General features: G+C 46.7%; 17 protein-coding genes. 14 read left to right on the forward strand and 3 right to left on the reverse strand.

The window, feature by feature from the left end; all coding sequences use genetic code 11:
* The 4 genes from HQN90_RS05420 to gndA are packed head-to-tail and all read left to right on the forward strand — an operon-like array spanning window position 1 to window position 5,151.
* Window positions 1-1,272, forward strand: coding sequence for a nickel pincer cofactor-dependent isomerase, group 22 (locus HQN90_RS05420; protein WP_173216807.1), 1,272 nt, complete (start codon window positions 1-3; stop codon window positions 1,270-1,272).
* Complete coding sequence (gene gntK, locus HQN90_RS05425) at window positions 1,269-2,876, forward strand: gluconokinase (protein ID WP_173216808.1); 1,608 nt, start codon at window positions 1,269-1,271, stop codon at window positions 2,874-2,876. The genes HQN90_RS05420 and gntK overlap by 4 nt, the downstream gene beginning before the upstream one ends.
* 58 nt (window positions 2,877-2,934) lie before the next feature.
* On the forward strand, window positions 2,935-3,702 hold the full coding sequence (locus HQN90_RS05430; protein ID WP_173216809.1) for an SDR family oxidoreductase: 768 nt from the start codon (window positions 2,935-2,937) through the stop codon (window positions 3,700-3,702).
* 36 nt (window positions 3,703-3,738) lie between these two features.
* Entirely contained in the window at window positions 3,739-5,151 is a 1,413-nt protein-coding gene (gene gndA / locus HQN90_RS05435; protein WP_173216810.1) for an NADP-dependent phosphogluconate dehydrogenase, read from the forward strand.
* A gap of 12 nt (window positions 5,152-5,163) precedes the next feature.
* On the opposite strand, the gene HQN90_RS05440 is transcribed toward gndA, so the two are convergent.
* A complete protein-coding gene (locus tag HQN90_RS05440; RefSeq protein ID WP_079420446.1) occupies window positions 5,164-5,463 on the reverse strand; it encodes a hypothetical protein in 300 nt (99 codons plus the stop codon).
* A gap of 141 nt (window positions 5,464-5,604) precedes the next feature.
* Here HQN90_RS05440 and HQN90_RS05445 point away from each other — a divergent pair, with 141 nt between their 5' ends.
* Window positions 5,605-6,159, forward strand: coding sequence for a shikimate kinase (locus tag HQN90_RS05445; protein WP_216855207.1), 555 nt, complete (start codon window positions 5,605-5,607; stop codon window positions 6,157-6,159).
* A 5-nt stretch (window positions 6,160-6,164) separates the two neighbouring features.
* Here the strand turns inward: HQN90_RS05445 and HQN90_RS05450 are convergent, their stop codons facing one another.
* Window positions 6,165-6,455, reverse strand: a complete 291-nt coding sequence (locus tag HQN90_RS05450; RefSeq protein ID WP_173216811.1) for a rhodanese-like domain-containing protein — start codon at window positions 6,453-6,455, stop codon at window positions 6,165-6,167.
* A 272-nt stretch (window positions 6,456-6,727) separates the two neighbouring features.
* On the opposite strand from HQN90_RS05450, the gene aroA reads away from it, so the two are divergent.
* From aroA to HQN90_RS05465, 3 genes are read left to right on the forward strand one after another with little or no spacing between them, the layout of a single operon-like run.
* Window positions 6,728-8,023, forward strand: coding sequence for a 3-phosphoshikimate 1-carboxyvinyltransferase (gene aroA, locus HQN90_RS05455; protein ID WP_173216812.1), 1,296 nt, complete (start codon window positions 6,728-6,730; stop codon window positions 8,021-8,023).
* Window positions 8,024-8,057: 34 nt separating this feature from the next.
* Window positions 8,058-8,879, forward strand: coding sequence for a C39 family peptidase (locus HQN90_RS05460; protein WP_173216813.1), 822 nt, complete (start codon window positions 8,058-8,060; stop codon window positions 8,877-8,879).
* Between the two features lie 11 nt (window positions 8,880-8,890).
* Complete coding sequence (locus tag HQN90_RS05465) at window positions 8,891-9,316, forward strand: CoA-binding protein (RefSeq protein WP_079420454.1); 426 nt, start codon at window positions 8,891-8,893, stop codon at window positions 9,314-9,316.
* 554 nt (window positions 9,317-9,870) lie between these two features.
* On the opposite strand, the gene HQN90_RS05470 is transcribed toward HQN90_RS05465, so the two are convergent.
* Window positions 9,871-10,437 (reverse strand): FAD-dependent oxidoreductase, encoded by a 567-nt coding sequence (locus HQN90_RS05470; RefSeq protein ID WP_173216814.1) that lies wholly within the window; start codon window positions 10,435-10,437, stop codon window positions 9,871-9,873.
* A gap of 203 nt (window positions 10,438-10,640) precedes the next feature.
* Between HQN90_RS05470 and HQN90_RS05475 the strand changes: the two genes are divergently transcribed.
* The 6 genes from HQN90_RS05475 (at window position 10,641) to ccpA (ending at window position 17,470) form a co-directional block, all read left to right on the forward strand.
* Entirely contained in the window at window positions 10,641-11,381 is a 741-nt protein-coding gene (locus HQN90_RS05475; protein WP_216855208.1) for a hypothetical protein, read from the forward strand.
* Between the two features lie 198 nt (window positions 11,382-11,579).
* Window positions 11,580-13,469: a glucose PTS transporter subunit IIA gene (locus tag HQN90_RS05480; protein WP_173216815.1), complete on the forward strand. Its 1,890-nt coding sequence runs from the start codon at window positions 11,580-11,582 to the stop codon at window positions 13,467-13,469.
* Complete coding sequence (gene ptsP, locus HQN90_RS05485; RefSeq protein ID WP_173216816.1) at window positions 13,466-15,205, forward strand: phosphoenolpyruvate--protein phosphotransferase; 1,740 nt, start codon at window positions 13,466-13,468, stop codon at window positions 15,203-15,205. Before HQN90_RS05480 ends, ptsP begins: the two co-directional genes overlap by 4 nt.
* A 2-nt stretch (window positions 15,206-15,207) precedes the next feature.
* Window positions 15,208-15,750, forward strand: coding sequence for a type 1 glutamine amidotransferase domain-containing protein (locus tag HQN90_RS05490; RefSeq protein ID WP_173216817.1), 543 nt, complete (start codon window positions 15,208-15,210; stop codon window positions 15,748-15,750).
* Window positions 15,751-15,875: 125 nt separating this feature from the next.
* On the forward strand, window positions 15,876-16,283 hold the full coding sequence (locus tag HQN90_RS05495) for a hypothetical protein (protein WP_079420463.1): 408 nt from the start codon (window positions 15,876-15,878) through the stop codon (window positions 16,281-16,283).
* Window positions 16,284-16,462: 179 nt separating this feature from the next.
* Window positions 16,463-17,470: a catabolite control protein A gene (gene ccpA, locus HQN90_RS05500; protein ID WP_173216818.1), complete on the forward strand. Its 1,008-nt coding sequence runs from the start codon at window positions 16,463-16,465 to the stop codon at window positions 17,468-17,470.
* Window positions 17,471-17,549 lie beyond the last annotated feature (79 nt).

Genomic DNA, 17,549 nt, shown 5'->3' on the forward strand with positions numbered 1-17,549 from the left:
GTGAGCATTCTAAGAGAGTTATTAAATGATATTCCCATTCCGCAAATGGTCAAGATCCGCCAGAAGTTTGACCGCACTATTCTAGAAAATCCTGAGCTGGAGCTAGTGAATAAGCTGGCTAGCAGCGGTGTTATGGCAAGCATTCATCCCGGCCAACAAGTTGCTGTTGCGGTAGGAAGCAGAGGGATTGCCAATATCGCGGGCTTTACGAAGACAACGATTGACGCGATTAAAGACAGAGGAGCCTTTCCTTTCATCGTACCCTGCATGGGCTCTCACGGTGGAGCTACAGCGGATGGACAGACAGAAGTGCTGCAGCATTTTGGCATTACGGAAGCGACGATGGGGGCGCCCATTCGTTCTTCGATGGAAGTTGTGCAGATTGATCAGTTGCCTAACGGGTTGCCCGTGTATGTAGATCGCATCGCTTCTGAAGCTGATGCTATCGTCGTAATTAACCGCGTGAAGCCGCATACGGCCTTCCGTGGACGGATCGAAAGCGGCATCATGAAGATGATCGCGATCGGGCTCGGGAAGCAAAAGGGAGCTGAAGCGTGTCACCAGCTGGGCTTCAAGTATATGGCGGAGAATGTGCCAGCGATGGCCACTTTGATGATCCAGAAGCTGCCTATCGTTTTCGGTGTTGCTCTTGTTGAGAATGCCTATGATGAGACATGCCAGGTCGAAGTGCTGCCTGCGGCAGAAATTGAAGAGCGCGAAGAGCAGTTGTTGATTGAGGCGAAATCGCGCTTGCCCAAAATTTTGTTCGACGAAATCGACGTGCTGGTAATTGATTATATTGGTAAAAATATTAGCGGTGACGGTATGGATCCTAACGTAACTGGACGTTATCCGACGCCTTATGCGCATGGTGGTCCAGATGTCGCCAAAATGGTCGTATTGGACTTAACGCCTGAAACCAAAGGCAACGCCAACGGGGTCGGCACGGCTGATTTTACAACGCAACGATTGGTGGACAAAACGAATCTGGAATTCACCTATGCGAATGGACTAACTTCGACCGTATGTGCGCCAACGAAGATTGCCACTACACTCGAGAATGATTTCTACGCGATCAAGGCTGCAGTGAAGACCTGCAACATCTTGGATTATACAACCTGCAAGCTAGTAAGAATTCAAGACACCCTTCACCTTGGAGAAATTGAGATTTCAGTCAATTTGCTGGAGGTAGCGCGTCAGCACCCAGATATTGAAATTTTGTCAGAGCCCTACGAGCTTTTATTTGACGCAGAGGGGAATATTAGCAAATGACCGACTCATCATCAAAGCCTTCAGCGCAGGGAGAAGCTGTTGAATCCGTCAACAGCCAGCCCTATATCGTCGCGGCTGACATTGGTACTACGAGCACGAAGACGCTCATCATCTCCCGAGTAGGACAGGTTTTAGCGTCGCACTCGATTGAATATCCGCTTTTTACACCAGCCGCAGATCGTGCGGAGCAGGATCCGGATCAGATTTTCGAGGCGGTCGTGCAGGGCATTGGAGCTGTGGTCCGCAAGCTCAACCTAACCCCGGAACAAGTGTTATGCGTTTCGTTTAGCTCAGCGATGCACAGTCTTATTGCGGTCGACGAGCATGCGAAGCCACTGACGGCTTGCATTACGTGGGCTGATAACCGCAGTGCAAGCTATGCGGAGAAATTGAAACGCAGCGGTCTGGGGCAGCAGATTTATTCGCGTACAGGCACGCCGATTCATCCGATGTCTCCGCTTCTCAAGCTCATGTGGTTCCGCGATAACGAGCCTGAATTGATGAAGGAAACGCATAAATTCATCGGCATTAAGGAATACGTTTTCGCCAAGCTCTTTGGCCGCTATCTGATTGACCACTCGCTGGCGAGTGCTACGGGGTTATTTAATCTAGAGAACCTCATCTGGGATGAGGATGCCCTCAGTCATGCTGGCGTGAGGCAGGAGCAGCTCTCAGAGCTTGTTCCGACGACCTACCGCGTAGAAGGCCTTAGCAGCGAGTATGCGGCAGCTATGGGCTTGGCCGTGGACACACCGTTCGTCATTGGCGCCTCGGATGGCGTTCTTGCCAACCTTGGCGTCGGCGCTTTCGAGCCAGGTGTCATCGCCGTTACTATCGGTACGAGCGGTGCCGTTCGCACCGTAGTCAACAAGCCGCAAACCGACCCGGAAGGCAAGCTGTTTTGCTATGCGCTCACAGAGAACTTCTGGGTCGTCGGTGGACCCATCAACAACGGAGGGATTGTGTTCCGTTGGGTGAGGGATCAGATCGCTACGGCGGAGGCGGAAGAAGCACGCCGTCAAGGCATCGACCCCTATGACTACTTGACAGAGATAGCCTCTGAGGTCGGTGCAGGGTCGGACGGTCTTCTATTCCTGCCGCTGCTTTCCGGGGAGCGCGCCCCTTACTGGAATGCCAATGCAAGAGGCGTATACTTCGGGCTTTCCTTAAGCCACCAGAAGAAGCATATGATTCGCGCTGCTCTCGAAGGTGTGATGTTCTCCATCCAAGCCGTTGCTACGTCACTTGAACGGATGATGGGACCGGCATCCGTCATTCGGGCATCCGGCGGCTTTGCCCGATCTACGTTCTGGCGTCAAATGATGACAGATATGCTGGGCACGTCCGTAACCGTGCCGGATTCGATTGAAAGCTCTGGTATTGGAGCTGCATTGCTTGGTTTGCTCGCGATGGGTGAAATAGACGATCTCTCTCATGCCCATCAATGGATACAGGTAGGAATGGCTCACGAGGTGAATGAAAGCGATTATCGCATTTATCAACAATTGACATCTATTTATACAAGCGTATATCATCAATTAAAAGATCAATTCGATGCGATTACCGCTTTTCAAGGGCAGCACCTACGGAGTCCTCAATCATAAACAAGCTTAGGCGATTCAACAGTAATGGCCAAGTTAACATGCAGAGGGGATGAAGACGATGAATTTATTCGATCTTACAGGGAAAACAGCAGTAATTATTGGCGGCAACAGTACATTAGGTGGCTCGATGGCTCTTGCTTTAGCCGGGCATGGCGCGAAAGTTGCCATCGTTGGGCGCAATCAAGAGAAAAGCGATCAAGTCCGTCAAAGTATTGAAGCGATTGGCGGGGAAGCGAATACGTTCCAAGCGGATGCGACGAAACGCGAGGATTTGGAACTGGTTCTTAAAGAAGTTTTGGCCTGGTCAGGCTCTGCCGACATTCTGATGAATTGTCCCGGCAAAAATAGTGCTACGCCTTTCTTTGACATTTCCATGGAAGAATGGGATTCTATTATGGAGGTTAATTTGAAAAGCGTCGTGTTAGCCTGCCAAGTGTTTGGGAAATACATGGTTGATCGGAACGAAGGCGGAAGCATCATTAACATTTCATCCGTTTCATCTGATCCTCCGCTTTCTCGTGTATTCACTTATTCCGCTTCCAAAGCAGCTGTCAATAATATCACACAGAACCTTGCTCGCGAATTCGCTCCAAGTCGTGTTCGTGTGAACGCGATTATCCCTGGGTTCTTTCCGGCGGAACAGAATCGCAAGATTTTGTCTCCGGAACGGATTGAATCCATCATGCGCCATACGCCTATGAATCGATTTGGCGAAGCGTCTGAGCTCCAAGGGGCTGCTGTGTTCCTTGCATCTGAACAAGCTTCTAGTTTTGTCACAGGGTCTGTCTTAAGAGTGGATGGCGGTTTTGGCGCGATGACGATTTAAAACTTATATTTTTTTTCGGAAGGGTGTATGAGAGACATGTCTAAACAACAAATTGGTGTAGTCGGTCTAGCGGTAATGGGTAAAAACTTGGCTTTGAACATTGAAAGCAGAGGGTTTACGGTATCCGTATTTAACCGTTCTGCCGAAAAAACAAAAGAGCTTCTGCAAGAAGCCGAGGGCAAACAATTAGTAGGTACATACAGTGTGGAAGAATTCGTGCAATCCCTTGAAGTTCCGCGCAAAATTTTGATCATGGTCAAAGCTGGCGGTCCTACGGACGATACGATCAACCAATTGCTGCCGCATTTGGACAAAGGCGATATCCTTATCGATGGAGGCAACGCATTCTTCCCGGATACACAGCGCCGTAACAAAGAGTTGGAAGCACATGGTATTCGTTTCGTTGGAACAGGCGTTTCCGGCGGCGAAGAAGGCGCATTGAAAGGCCCGGCGATTATGCCAGGCGGTCAAGAAGATGCCTACAAATTGGTAGAGCCAATTCTGACGGCAATTTCCGCTAAAGTTGGCGATGACGCTTGCTGCACGTATATCGGACCTGACGGTGCCGGACACTATGTGAAAATGGTGCATAACGGGATTGAGTATGGCGACATGCAGTTGATTTGCGAAGCTTACCAATTGCTCAAGGATGTGCTGAATGTCAGCGTAGAAGAGCTTCATGAGATTTTCACGGAGTGGAACAACGGTGAGCTTGACAGCTACTTGATCGAAATTACGCGTGATATTTTCACCAAATATGATGCTGAAACCGGCAAACCAATGGTTGACGTGATTCTGGATTCCGCAGGTCAAAAGGGAACAGGAAAATGGACCAGCCAAAGTGCTCTGGACCTAGGCGTACCGCTTTCCATCATTACGGAATCCGTATTCTCCCGTTTCATCTCCGCTATGAAAGAAGAGCGCGTAGCGGCTAGCAAAGTTCTCAAAGGACCTGCTGCTCCAGCCTTCACAGGCGATCGCAAAGCGTTTATTGAGGCTGTTCGCCAAGCGCTTTACGCAAGTAAAATTTGCTCTTATGCACAAGGCTTCGCTCAAATGAGAGCAGCTTCCGAAGAATATAACTGGAATTTGAAATACGGCAGCATCGCAATGATCTTCCGCGGCGGCTGTATCATTCGTGCTCGATTCCTTCAAAATATTAAAGATGCGTACGACCGCGATCCAGAATTGAAAAACTTGCTGCTGGACAACTACTTCAATGGTGTTGTTGATAACTATCAACAATCATGGAGACAAGTTATCGCAGAAGCGGTAACTCGCGGTATCGCAGTTCCGTCTTTCGCTTCCGCACTTGCTTACTATGACAGCTACCGGACAGAAAGACTTCCGGCGAACCTGCTGCAAGCACAACGCGATTACTTCGGTGCTCATACGTTCCAACGTGTGGACAAAGAAGGTTCCTTCCACTTCAACTGGATGGAAAACTAAAAGGATTTGGCTTCAAGCTTCTTCCTGCAACCCATACGCCGCTTCGCGTAGCCACATTTTCAAACGATCGGCCTCTTGATCAAAGCCGTTCCGTCTGTGGATGAGCATTAAGGAGACTTCGGCAAAATAACGGAAATTTTTTAATAATCGTGGTTGAGCAAGGCCTTGCATGCGCGGGTCTTCTTCAGCCACTTTTTTCTTAATAAACTCCAGAATCCAGACGACATCCTCTTTGCAAAGGGTATAGCTTGGGTGTAAGATTTGCTCTAGTTTGCTTTGAGTACGGTTGGTATAGGCAACAGTTGGGTTCAAAGCTTCATCGCTCCTTGTCCATGTAAGATCTCTCTTAAAATCTTAACTGCGATTATTGGGATTTATTTACTCTACTATATGATTTTTTGATGGATTGTATTCATGATTAGTCTGCTATGGTATGATGTTGGGAATGTTTGTATGATTAGCATATGGGAAAAGGGGATTAACGTGACAGCAAGCAACATTGTACTTGTAGGTTTTATGGGGACTGGCAAATCGACCGTTGGTAAGCAACTGGCCGAGCGATTGCAATGGACTTTTCGGGATTCAGATGCCGTTCTGGAGGCTGAGGAGCAGACCAGTATTCCCGATTTATTTCGAATTCATGGGGAACCGTACTTCCGTACATTGGAGAGTAAGACCCTTGCACATATTCTTGACGGCAACAAGCAGGTAGTGGCCACAGGCGGCGGTGCTGTGTTAGCGGAGACGAATCGAAGCAATATGCTGAACAATGGCTTTGTCGTGGCGCTGAAAGCCTCACCAGAGATGATTATTCACCGAGTAAGCAGCGATTCGAATCGTCCATTGCTGCAAGGCAATTTGGAGGAACGTGTCCATACGCTGTTGGAGCAGCGGAAATCATCCTATGATTTCGCGCATATGGTTATTGACACTACGGAACTAACGACGGATCAAATTGTAGATATGATTGTAGGGGAAGCAGCGTCAAGAAAAGAGAGGACAAGCTAAAAAGCTTAGTCCTCCCATTCGAGCATACCGCCAGTCATATTTTTGAGGCCTTGGTAGCCTTGTGCTTCCAGAAAGCCAAGGGCACGTCCACTGCGAGCGCCGCTGCGGCATACTAGAATCACTTCATCCGCTTGAGGGATTTCCGTGAGACGTTCTGGCAGCTGAGCCAGCGGAATATGAATCGCCCCGGGAATGATGCCGGCAGCCACTTCTTCATCTTCACGAACGTCAATAATCGCGAGCTGTTCGCCGCGGTGAAGTCTTTCTTTTATTTCGGATGGTAAAATCGTATCCATGGTAGACCTCCAAGCTTGAAATATGAGGAATCATCCCCATTACAGGTAATGATAGAAACAATTAAAGGAGATGTCAACTAGTGGAGGGGCCCTGCACTTCATCGGCTATGGATCGGTCTTTGCGTGGTGTGCGAAGGTTCCCAAGTTCTATTCCGTATGGTACACTGACAATAAATCTTTTGGTTAGTTTTCAAGCATAGTTAACCTGATGGAATTCTATTATTTTTCATCAGATATTACATATAAACACTTACGAAGGAGTTATCAACGACATGAAAGCCATCGTGAAACCAACCTCCCAGCTACAAGGGGAAATCAATGCTTTGTCCTCCAAAAACTATACGACCCGGTATTTGCTCATCGGCGCTCTTGCAGACGGGACAAGCACCATCTATTATCCGGCGCATAGCGAAGATAGCGATGCTATGAGACGTTGTGTCCGTGATCTGGGCGCAATTATTGAAGAAGATGATGAGAAAATCGTCATTACAGGCTTCGGCAAGAATCCTAAGCATGTTTCGGAGCTCAATGTCGGCAATGCCGGTGCCGTACTGCGCTTTTTGATGTCTACGGCTGCTTTTTGTCCTGATGTGACATTCGTAAATACGTATCCGGAATCCTTGGGCAAGCGCCCTCATGATGATTTAATCGACACTTTGCAGCAAATGGGCGTGGAAGTACAACATTCTAACGGTCGTCTGCCGATAACTATTAAAGGGGGACAACCCCGCGGCGGCAAGCTTACCGTCTCAGGGAATGTCAGCTCCCAATTTCTAAGCTCTCTCTTATTCATGACGCCACTTCTGGAAGAAGATAGTGAAATTGAAGTGCTGCATGATCTGAAATCCAAAATTATCGTAGGTCAAACTCTGGAAGTTTTAGCGCAGGCAGGAATTATTGTGCATGCCAGCGAGGACTTGATGCATTACCGCATTCCTGGTGGACAATCCTATCAAGCCAAAGAATATGTGATTCAAGGGGATTATCCTGGATCTGCGGCTATTCTAGCTGCTGCTGCTGTTACGAATTCAGATGTACGCGTGCTTCGTTTGGAAGAGAACAGCAAGCAAGGCGAGAAGGCTTGTGTAGATGTGTTGCGCGCTATGGGCGTTAATTTGACGCATGAAGATGGTGTCGTGCATGTGCGTGGCAATCAGAAGTTGATTGCCGGCGAATTCGATGGCGATCATTTCACAGATGCTGTACTGGCGATGGTAGCAGCTGCTGTATTTGCAGAAGGCACGTCAAGATTCTATAATGTTGAAAATTTAAGATACAAAGAGTGCGACCGCATTACCGATTATTTGAATGAGCTGCGCAAAGCTGGCGCCGATGTGGAAGAACGCCAAAGCGAAATTATCGTCCATGGCAAACCACAAGGGGTGACAGGTGGAGTCGAAATCAATGCACATTTCGATCACCGTGTTATTATGGCCTTAACAGTTGTTGGCTTGCGTTCCGAGAAAGGTTTGATTATTCATGATGCTCATCATGTAGCCAAATCTTATCCGCAGTATTTTGACCATTTGCGTTCGATCGGTGCTCAGGTTGAACTTGTAAACGAGTAATAGATTTTCAAAACAACGAACGGGTGAGATCAGCATGACGATTATTTGGCAGGGATTAAAGGTGACGTTTGGGTTTTTTCTCGTTGCTGGACTTGTGTTTGCCAGCAGTGTGTTTGCTGTTTTACTCTACGCCAAAGCGACGGGCAAAGAACCGGCTTTATTCGCATCTGTTTCTACAGCTGTTGTGATGGCTAAGCCGACTGAATCCGCCCATGCAGTGCAAACGGCCACACCTGTACCGGCTGTCCAACCAAAGAAATCAGCAATGATTGATGCGCCTGTCTTCGCCCAGCTTCCTGAACTGCCGGCAGGTTGTGAAATCACCAGCTTAACGATGCTCCTGAATTATGTGGGGATTGCCAAAAACAAAATGGAGCTTGCTGCTGAAATGCCGAAGGACGAGACGCCTGCTGTCTTAAATACGGATGGATCTATCGCTTCATGGGGAAATCCGAATACAGGCTTCGTGGGGGATGTTACGCGCAAGAAAAGAGGCTTTGGTATTTATCATGCCGGACTTTTCCCGTTGCTGAAGAACTATATCCCTCAAGCTATTGATATTACAGGTGAATCTTTCGAGATGTATGAACAGCAGATAGCTAGGGATATTCCGGTTATCGTATGGACGACCATTGATTTCAATATTCCTTACAAGTGGGTTACGTGGGATACTCCGCTGGGACCTCTCAAGACAACCTATGCTGAGCATGCTGTATTATTAGTTGGGTATGATGAGAATAATGTATACTTGAATGATCCGATAAGCGGCAAGAAACAGGTGCAGGTGAACAAAGATCAGTTCATCGACAGCTGGACCGCTATGGGGAAACAAGGTCTCACATATTTGAAAAAATAGGAGGGAAGCGCATGGCTTTCGAAAATCCGTCAAGGGAACACATCAAGGAAATTTTGGCTAGTGCCGGCAATATTGCGGTCGTAGGCTTGTCTGATAAAGCAGATCGTACGTCTTACATGGTTTCCGCGGCTATGCAAAGCAGAGGTTATCGAATTATTCCTGTTAATCCCAATGCGACAGAAATATTAGGAGAAAAGTGCTATGCTACTTTATCTGATATTCCTGAGCCAGTGGACATTGTCAATGTATTCCGCAGAGCGGATCAAGTGGTTCCTATCGCCGAAGAAGCTGTGAAGATTAAAGCGAAGGTTTTTTGGCTGCAGCTGGAGATTGTGAATGAAGAAGCAGCACGAATTGCCACGGAAGGCGGGCTAGAAGTCATTATGGACCGCTGTATTAAAGTGGAAGATGCTATTTTAAACCCGAGAAATAACTAATCAGCTTTAATATCAAAATCATAGAGGCTGTCCCATAAGCTAAGTTTAATGTTTAAGCGTGGATAGATGATGGGGTTGATCTCTTTGCTGCTCCACGCGGGATTGTTGGTTCCCAGTTAGGTCAATTGACTGTAAAAACCTGCTAAAGTGCAGGAATTTTCGAGTAAATTCGGTGGAAAAGTAAAAATGCCTGCCATTGTGCAGGTATTTTTACTTTTTTCAGCCTCTAATCCAGATTAAGCCTCAAAAACATGTACAAATGCAGGAATTTCATGATTATGGCTATTGGATTAGTAAAAAAGATGCACAATTGCAGGTTTATATTAAGCAACTGGAGCTAGAACAGGGCGACATCGTGTCAATGAGGAAGCATCAATGAGGGCTGGTCTAAAGCAGTTTGTCTGCTTGTGGGGCTGGTTCTTTTTTTATTTCAGCATCTTCTCCAGATCGTAAAAGAAGCAGTGAATAATGGTCTGGCCTTAGACAACAATAAAAAAGGAGCTGCCCGCAAGTAGCATGATCTACTTAGGGGACAGCTCTTTTATTTATAAAAATTATGATTTTAGTACATCATGATCAACATAACGTGTGCCATTCAATTCACTAATTACGTTAATCGCAACTTTGGCGCCGTCTCCGGCGGTAACGATCGTATGCATGCTGACACCTGCTATTGTTCCTGCTGCCCATACGCCTTTGAGGCTTGTATTTCCTTGTGCATCAGCATCGACAACGGTTTTGATGCGTGGTTCTGTACCAGGTTTCGTCTGAATGCCTGAAGCTTCAGCGAGCTCTACAGAGAGGCCTGTCGCAAGGATAACATGTGTTCCTTCGTATGTACCATTCTCTGTCGTTACCTGGAAGCCTGCTTCCACTGAACTTAAGCCAGTGGCTTTGCCTTGCACGAATTCAGTACCGAATTTGGCAGCTTGCTTCTTGCCGATTTCAACCAGGTCAGGCCCTGATATTTCTTCGACGCCATAATGATTCTCAATCCATGCACGCTTGGTCACGCTTTGATCATTGTCGATGACCAGCGTTTTCTTGCCTGCTTTTGATGTGAATAAGGCTGCACTTGCTCCCGCGGGACCAGCGCCAATAACGATTACATCGTATGCCATGGGGGAACTCCTCCTTCAAGAGAATACCTACACTTGGATTATGTCATACCCGTTAAACATAGTCAATTTATGTGTTTAGAATGTATGGAATATAACTTTTCAAATCCAGTCGCTTCCATTCATAAAAAGTTAGCAAGAGGAGAGAATAAAAAAGGCCCTAAAAAGAGGTGCCAAAATAATGAAACTCTGAGGAGGATTTACACATGTATAACAACAATAATAGCAGCTATGGAGCATCGTCTTTTGGGAATGCGTCTCAAGGCAATCAAGGTAATAATCAAGGTAATCAAGGTTCCCAAGGGTATCAGTCTGCCAATATGCAGTATCAAGGAAACCAAAATCAATATCAAGGAAACAATGCACAATACCAAGGCTATCAGAAGCAATACCAGCCAGTTGGCTTCGTACAGTCCTTCTATGAACAGAATAGCCAAAATCAATCCAATCAAGCTTATAACCAATCCACATCTCAGGATGCGTTCCACACAGCTAATTATCGTGGGAATCAACAAGGTCATGATGCTTATCTGCGCAGTGATTCTTCTACGCCAGCACAGCATCAAACAAATTACCAAAGCGGGTATTCCTCCAACAACAGCGGTATAAACAGCCAAATTAATTCGTATCCTTCGCAATATAGTTATGCAACGACACAACAACAATCCTATATGCCAACGCAATACGGCAGCTCGATGCAGTCAAACCAGCCGTATGCCCAATCTAACATCTCGACCAATGCGTTTCACACAGCAAACTATCGCGGCAATCAACCTGGACATGACGCTTACTTGAGAAGTGATTCTTCTTCTCCTTCCCAACAATCCTACCAGTCCAACTACGGCGCACCTCAACAAAACTATCAACAACAAGGCATTCAATCGGGTGCACCAACATTTAACAATTCAGGAATTGGACAACAATACGGATATAACTCCTCCAACTAATTGCGAAAGCGATAGGTTGATGTCCATAAGCAGGTCGATAATCGACCTGCTTATTTTGTTTTGACAAACGGGCAAACAAGCTATACGATTTGATAAGAGAGGGCTTATGCTTATAGATGCAAGTTTTCTTTGAAAACGCTGAGCTTATGCTTACGGTTTCATTTTGCAAAAGCAAAACTTTTAGGAGGTAGCATTCGTTTGAACTGGATGGGGAACTTACAACAGCTTGGCCGCTCTTTAATGCTGCCCACCATTGCGCTTCCTATTGCTGCTGTGCTGCTTCGTCTGGGGGATTTACCTTGGGATGTCATTCATGCTTCCGGCTTCGGGGATATGCTGCTATTGGCTGGCAATACGATTTTTGATTATATACCGATTATTTTCGCTGTTGGTGTGGCGCTTGGCCTGACGGAAAGTGCCGGGATTGCCGGGCTGTCGGCTATGCTTGGGTATTTTATGTTCACGAGACTTATTGAACATGCGCTGGGTTCGCAGTTTCAATTAGGCGTATCAGGCGGAATATTAATAGGGCTGCTGGCTGCCATTATTTATCATCGCTGCAAGGAGATCAAGCTTCCCGAGTACATACAATTTTTTGGTGGACCCAGGATGGTGCCGCTTATCATGGGGCTGTCCACGTTAGTCGTGTCCTATATTATGATAGGAATAGGTCCCTATTTGGATATGGGGATGGGCAAGCTATCCAGTTGGCTGCTGGGTTTAGGCGGCTTTGGTGCATTTGTTTATGGCATCGCTCATCGTTTGCTTGTTCCTTCGGGCCTGCATCATATTTTGAACAACTTTTTCTGGTTCCAAGTCGGGGCCTACGAAACGCCAACCGGTCATATGGCCTACGGCGATTTGCCAAGGTATTTCGCTGGAGATCCGACGGCAGGCACATACATGGCAGGCTTGTATCCGATCATGATGTTCGCTCTTCCTGCTATCGCTTTCGCCATCATTGGCGAGGCACGTGAGGATTTGAAGCCGAAAATCAAAGCTACTTTTTTGACGGCAGCGCTGGCTTCTTTTTTGACAGGTGTAACAGAGCCTATTGAATTTGCTTTTCTTTTTGTAGCGCCGTATTTATTTATCATTCATGCTATTTTATCCGGTGCAGCGATGTGGTTGGCTTATGAACTGCATATTCAACATGGTTTCTCTTATTCCGCAGGTGCAATTGATTACATCATTAACTTGCATTTGTCACACAATGGGCTGCTTTTAATCCCGATAGGTTTGGTGTATGGGTTGCTGTATTATTTCTTGTTTCGCTGGGCTATCAGGCGGTTTCAAATTCCTACACCAGGCCGGGAAGAAGGTTCTTCACTTGAAGAATGGGCGGGGGATATTCCCTATCGGTCTCCGCTTATTTTGCAAGCACTCGGTGGGAAAGACAATATTAAGAAGATTGAAGCCTGCATTACCAGATTGCGACTTACGCTTGTCAATGATCGTTTGATGGACATCACGGCATTACGACACTTAGGAGCAGCAGGCGTCATTCGTCTTGGAGGAGGCAATGTTCAGGTCGTGTTCGGAACATTCTCAGAGCTGATTCGTGAAGAAATTATGAAAGTACTGCGCAAAGACATCCATGTAGTGCTATTCACCTCACCCATGCAAGGTCGCATGATTCCAATTGAGGAAGTGCCCGATCGTATCTTTGCTTCGCGGTTGGTAGGTAACGGAGTTGCTTTTATACCTGAAAAGGGGGAGCTTGTATCTCCTGTAGCCGGGACGATTATGCACATCTATCCGACGATGCATGCCCTTGGGATTTTGACGGAGGAAGGCTTGGAAGTGCTGCTGCATATCGGGATCGATACGTCGAGCTTGCCAGGCAAATGTTTTAATGCGGTCGTGAAAGAAGGCGATCGTGTAGAGCCGGGGCAGCTCCTGATTAAATTCAATTTCAACAAAGTGAAGAAATTTGCTTCATCCTTGGCGACACCGATGATTATTACAAATCCGGATCTTGTTAAATCCTGGAGCTATGCTCCTTTCAAAACTGTCAAAAAAGGCCAAGGTTCTGTGATGTCCGTTGTCTTAAAGCCTACTAAATCTACGGGGGGGACGAACGGATGATCAGAGGGATAGGTGCGTCATCAGGTATTGCGATGGGTCAGGCTTTTGTCATTCCTACCTGGGAGTGGGATTTTCCTGAGAAAATGATTGATGTGACAGATTTGGCGTATGAGTTCGAACGTTTGTATGATGGGATTCGCTCTTCGAAGGACGAGCTTGAATTGATTAAGCAAGAGATTAAGGATGTCGTCGGCCAAGATCAGGCGTATATTTTTGATGCTCATTTGGCCATTTTGGAAGATCCTATTTTCATGAATGAGATTCAAGGGATTATCGAGCTGCAGTACAAGGCAGCCGAAGTCGCTGTCAAAGAGGTCATTGATAAGTTCGTCGGCATGTTCAATATGATTGACGATGAATACATGAAGGAGCGGGCGCTGGATATCAAAGATGTCGGCAACCGGCTTCTGAAGCACTTGTTAGGGGATACCAGCACGACCGTACCGCCTATTGATCATCCTTACATCTTAGTGGCGAAGGAGCTGACACCGTCTCAATTAGCTCATCTGGATCCGACTAAGGTGCTAGGCTTGCTCACCATTCTTGGAGGCACGCATTCTCATGTTTCCATTATGGCCAGGGCGATGTCCGTTCCTTACGTGCTTGGTTTGGAAGGGAAGCTGCTGCGTCCTATCCAAAACGGCGATTTCTTGATCATTGATGGTCAAGAAGGTACGCTGTACATCAATCCGGATAAGACAATCATTGAACGCTATCAGGCCCGCAAAAGAAATTGGCTGGAGTTCAAGGAAAGCCTGCAAGAAATCGCGGACGTTGCGCCTGTGACGGTCGATAACAGCTATGTGAATCTGCATGCGAATATTAATTCGGTTTTGGAGATCGATCAGGTTTTGCGCAATGGGGCTTCAGGCGTTGGCTTGTTCCGCACCGAGTATCTGTATATGGATCGCGACTCTCTTCCAGGTGAAGACGAGCAGTTTGAAGTGTACCGACATGCTGCAAGGCAGCTCAAGGGTCGCCCCATTGTCATTCGCACCTTAGACATCGGCGGAGATAAAAAGCTGGATTACATGCCTCTTCCCAAAGAAGATAATCCGTTTCTTGGGTATCGGGCCATTCGGATCTCCTTGGACCGCACAGAATTATTCATGATACAGCTAAGAGCGATTCTAAGAGCGAGCCATTATGGGAATGTCAAAATCATGTATCCGATGGTCACTTCCCTTGATGAGGTGAGACAAGCCAAAGCGCTGCTAGAGAGAGCGAAGTCAGAATTGAGTGCGAATGGGATCCCTTTTAACGCGAATATTGAAGTCGGTTTGACGATTGAAGTGCCTGCCGCGGCACTCATAGCGGATGTTCTGGCCAGTGAAGTGAATTTCATGAGTATTGGGACAAATGATCTGGTTCAATATGTGCTTGCTGTAGACCGGATGAATGAGAACATCGCGCACTTATATAATCCTTACCATCCCGCCGTTATAAGGCTTCTGAAGCTGGTGATTGATGCGGCCAAAAGCGTAGGAATACCCGTAGGCGTCTGTGGTGAAATGGCAGGGGATATCCGTGCATTGCCGATATGGCTTGGGCTGGGCATTGAAGAGCTGAGTATTTCAGTGCAAACCCTTTTGCAAGTGAAACATCGCCTCTTAAGCAGTGACGCTAAGAAATGCAAAGATCTCGTTAATCAAATACTGGTTTGCAAAACAAGCGAAGAAATCATTGAGCTGCTAGCTCAAACCGAACAAACGGAATCCATTGTAGGAGGAAATTAGATATGGCATTGACAGGAACGAAAGTACTGGCTTTTGTGGATGAAGAGTTTGAAGATTTGGAGATGTGGTACCCTGTGCTGCGCTTGCGTGAAGCTGGGGTTGTCGTGGATATTGTTGGGCCTAAAGCCAAAGCCGTCTATCACGGCAAGTATGGTGTGCCCATTACGACGGATTACGCGTTTGACGAAGTCAAATCATCGGATTATATCGGACTTTATGTTCCGGGAGGCTGGGCGCCTGACAAGCTGCGCAGATACCCGGACGTCATTCGGTTGACACAAGAGTTTCATGCGGATGAGAAACCGATTGCTCAGATTTGTCATGCAGGCTGGGTGTTGATCTCAGCGAAAATCGTGAAGGGCTACACCATGACGTCTACACCGGGGATTCGCGATGATCTTGAGAATGCTGGCGCTACCTGGTTGGACGAAGAGGTAGTCGTTGACCGCAATATTATTTCTGGGCGCAGACCACCGGATCTTCCGGCATTTTCCAAACGATTTGTGGATGAGCTTATTCAATACAACAAGGAACAGGCAAAGTAACATTTCACTTCCATAGGTGGCAAAAACTACTACTCATAAGTCGGAAGGAAATTGACTGAGATAGTAGAATATCCATAGTACAAGAAACTAAGGTACATGCCGCCTGCCCGTGAAGGAGTGTTAGAATGCAAAAGTATTGCAAGTGCGGACGCACGATGAATCTTCGTCTGCGTACGGTTATTTATCAGAACAAAGTCGACATTGAGAATGTGCCTATTTACTCCTGTGAAGCGTGCGGTCGAAGTGAGGTTGTGCCTCATGTGAAGCCTGAACTTACGAGCCTAATCGGTAAGTTGGGAAGCAAGCCCGACAAACAGCAGCTGTTTTTCCATGAGCTTTCGGAGGTTGCCTTTCTTTTGCTGAAAGTGACAGAGAAAGAGCATATGAATGATTCCATGGAGAAAATCGTGGAAGAACGAATTAATGAGTTATTAGACATCTTATTGCTAGCACAATCGCTGGGTGACGAGCCTTGGACGGAAGAAATTCGCAAACGGCTTTCGCAAATTACACAGAGTGCTATTTCGACATAAGCATCGTCGGCCAATCCCTCTGGGGTTGGCTTTTATACATAATATGTGGTACTTTTGAAAATGAAATGAAATTATTTTCAAAGCATTTTCAATTTACATTGCAAGATGGATTAATTTGTCGTATCATAACTTTAATATACTAGGATCGCAGAATACTTTTGAAAATGGAGAGAGTAACCGTGACCGTAACCATTTATGATGTAGCAAGAGAAGCAGGAGTTTCCATGGCAACCGTTTCACGGGTTGTGAACAACAATCCGAACGTGAAGCCGCAGACACGCAAGAAGGTTTTTGAAGCGATTGAACGTCTTGGATACCGCCCTAATGCGGTAGCAAGAGGATTGGCCAGCAAGAAGACGACAACGGTTGGCGTTGTTATTCCCGATATCTCCAATTCGATCTTTGCTGAAGTAGCGCGTGGGATTGAAGATATTGCGAATATGTATCATTACAATATCATTTTGTGTAACGCCGATAAGAAGAAAGAAAAAGAAATTCGTGTTATTAATACGTTGCTTGAGAAGCAAGTTGATGGACTGCTTTTCATGGGCGGCGTTGTAACCGAGGATCATGCGCAAGCATTCCGCACATCATCCGTTCCTGTCGTGCTTTGCGGAACGAAGGATGAGAATCAAGTGATGGCTTCCGTAGATATCGATCATGAGAAAGCCGCTTTCGATGCTGTGAATGTATTGATCGCAGTGGGACATCGTGATATTGCCATGATTTCCGGTACGCTTCAGGATCCTGCGAATGGCTTTGCCCGTTATCAAGGCTACAAAAGAGCATTAGACGAAGCTGGAATTGAACTTCGTGATGAGTACGTACGTATTGGCAACTATCGTTATGAGTCCAGCGTGGATGCTGTGAATTACTTCTTGGAGCTTTCACCTAGACCAACAGCGATCTTCTCGGCGACTGACGAAATGGCAATTGGCGCTATTCATACGATTCAGGATAACGGATTAAGAGTGCCGGAAGATATCGCAGTCATCAGTGTGGATAATATCCGGATGGCGTCGATGGTTAGACCGACGTTAACAACCGTTGCTCAGCCTATGTATGATATCGGTGCAGTCTCGATGCGATTGCTCACAAAGCTGATGAACAAAGAGTCAACGGATAACATGCAGGTTATTCTACCGCATGAAATTATTTACCGTAATTCGGTTTCTCAACAATCTTAATCTAAAAACCTCTAATCGAGGTCGGCCCTTCTGGGCTGGCTGCGGTAGAGGTTTTCTCATGTAACCACCAGGAAAAGAG

This window comes from Paenibacillus alba, assembly GCF_013204855.1.
Classification (GTDB): Bacteria; Bacillota; Bacilli; order Paenibacillales; family NBRC-103111; genus Paenibacillus_E; species Paenibacillus_E alba.